The organism is Hymenobacter agri, assembly GCF_054778495.1.
The window spans coordinates 1-2,308 of sequence record NZ_BAAGZM010000646.1; the positions used below are offsets into that span (position 1 = coordinate 1).

Below are 2,308 nucleotides of genomic sequence, written 5' to 3' on the forward strand. Positions count from 1 at the left end.
CGTACGCGACCGCCGGCCGCTTATCGGCCCCCACCCTACCGTGCCCCACCTGAGTTTCTGCGGCGGGTATGGCTCGAAAGGCGTAATGCTGGCCCCGCGCCTGGCTACGCTGCTGGCCGATTGGCTGGAAGGCAGCGCCCCGCTGTGGCCCGAGGCCAGCGTGCAGCGCTACAACGCTCTGCAGCCGGCCGGAGCAGGGTAAGCCGGGTACGCGGCCGAAGTAACAATCCGACTGGAAATCTGCTTTTCACTCCTACCTTGCCCGGCCCAATGCAGCCTCCGCCCGGCCACCAAGGGACTTGTTCCTGAGTGGGAATTTTTTTCGGCTCCAACGGATTAATTTTTTGCTTTTGCTCGTTGCCCTGCTACTATGACTAATTCCGTATTCGTGAAGGTTGCTTTGACAGGACTATTGGGCTTGGCGGCTGCCCTGCTGGCCCCGGCCGCGCAGGCCCAAACGGCGCAGGAGCCCTTTGGCCGGGTGCGGGTGCAATACAAGCAGCCCGCCTGGCGGCAGTTCACCACCCAGAATTTTAATATCCTCTATTACCAGGGCGGGGAGGGCAGCGCCCGCCGGGCCGCCGAGTACGCCGAGAAAGAGCTGGGACGCATTACGGCGCTCATCGGCTACTACCCGTATTCGAAAACTACGCTGCTGCTTTATAACTCGGTGGGCGACCTGCGCCAGAGCAACATCGGCCTCACGGCCACGCAGCAGCAGATTAACGGCGGCGAAACCCCGCTGGCGCGCATGAGCAAGGTGCAGATTGCCTTCGGGGGCCAGGAAACCGAGTTCAAGCGCGAGCTCAGTACCCAGCTTACCCAGGTGCTGCTTAACGATATGATGTATGGCGGCTCGCTGAAGGAAGTGCTGCAAAGCAGCTACCTGCTGCAGCTGCCCGACTGGTTTATCGGCGGGGCCTCGGCATACGCCGCCGAGGGCTGGAGCGTGGACATGGACGGCTACATGCGCGACATGACCAAGCGCTACCCTACCGGCAACCGCACGGCCCCGTTCTTTTTGCGCAATTCCACGCTGGCCGGCCAGAGCATCTGGAACTACGTGGCCGAGCGCTACGGCTACACCACCATTCAGAACATTCTGAACCTGACCCGCATCACGCGCGACATCGAGGTGGGCATCAGCTCGTCGCTGAACGTGCCGTATAAAGTTTTTCTGAAAGACTGGCTCACGTATTACCGCGACCTGAACGGCCAGCCAGTGGCCACGCTGGTGGAGCCCGATGCCCAGTACCGCCAAAGCGGCCGCAACCGCCACGCCGACGTGTTTTCGCAGCCCGTCATCAGCCCCAATGGCCAGTTGGTGGCCTACGCCCAGAATGAGGGCGGCCGCTACCGGGTGATGGTGATGGACCGCGATGGCAAGCACCGCCGCATTCTGCGCCGCGGCGGCTACAAAACCCCCGACCAGCAGGTGGAAACCCGCCTGCCGCTGGTGGCCTGGCGCGGCAACAGCCAGGTGGCCGTGGCCGAGATGCGCCACGGCGAAATGGGCCTGCACCTCTACGATGCCGACGGCCGCGGCCTGCTGACGCGAGTGCGCCAGGCCATCCGGTTTTCGCGGCCTGAGTCCATCTTTTCGGGCTTCGACCAGGTGCTGAGCATGAGCTACTCGCCCGATGGCAAGGCCTTGGTATTTAGCGCGGTGCGCGACGGGCAGAATGATTTGTTCATTCTGCGGGCCGGCAGCCGCAAAGTTGAGCAGCTCACCAACGACCTGTTCGACGACGTGCAGCCGGTGTTTCTGCCCAACGGCCAAAGCCTGGTATTCAGCTCGAACCGCTACCTCGACTCGCTGGGCCGCCCCAGGCCGGCCACCTTTCAGAACGTGGTGAATAACTACGACCTGTTCACATATCACCTCGACGGCCGCACCCTGCCCGTGGAAACGCTGGTAAGCACCATCTCGAACGAAACCCGCCCCCGCGCGCTGTCCGACGACGAGATTCTCTACCTCGGCGAAGAAAGCGGGGTGCGCGCCCTCTACCGCTACTCCTTCAAAACCAGGCAGCGCACGCTGGCCAGCAACTGGCTACCCAACACCCAGGATTTCGATTACAACCCCCAAAGCACCGCGCTGGTATTTGTGGCTCCGGCGCAGGCCCGCGACCTGCTGTACGTGTACCCGCAGTATGCGCTGCCCACGCTGCCACTCACCAAAACTGCCCGCCAGCAAACCCTCGAAGACCGGTCGGTAGCGGCAGCAGCTCCCAAACCCGCACCGGCCCCGGTAGCAACCGCCACTGCCGCCATGGCTACGGCGGCGCCCACCCCAGCCGACTCGGCC

Annotated in this window: 1 protein-coding gene and 1 pseudogene; both read left to right on the forward strand. The window is 63.4% G+C overall.

What is annotated here, in order from left to right; translation table 11 throughout:
* A pseudogene (locus ACYVDE_RS20555) lies at positions 1 to 202 on the forward strand (NAD(P)/FAD-dependent oxidoreductase); the annotation flags it as partial.
* Between the two features lie 168 nt (positions 203 to 370).
* Positions 371 to 2,308 (forward strand): TolB family protein (locus ACYVDE_RS20560; RefSeq protein WP_460503407.1); only part of this gene is annotated, 1,938 nt, incomplete at its 3' end.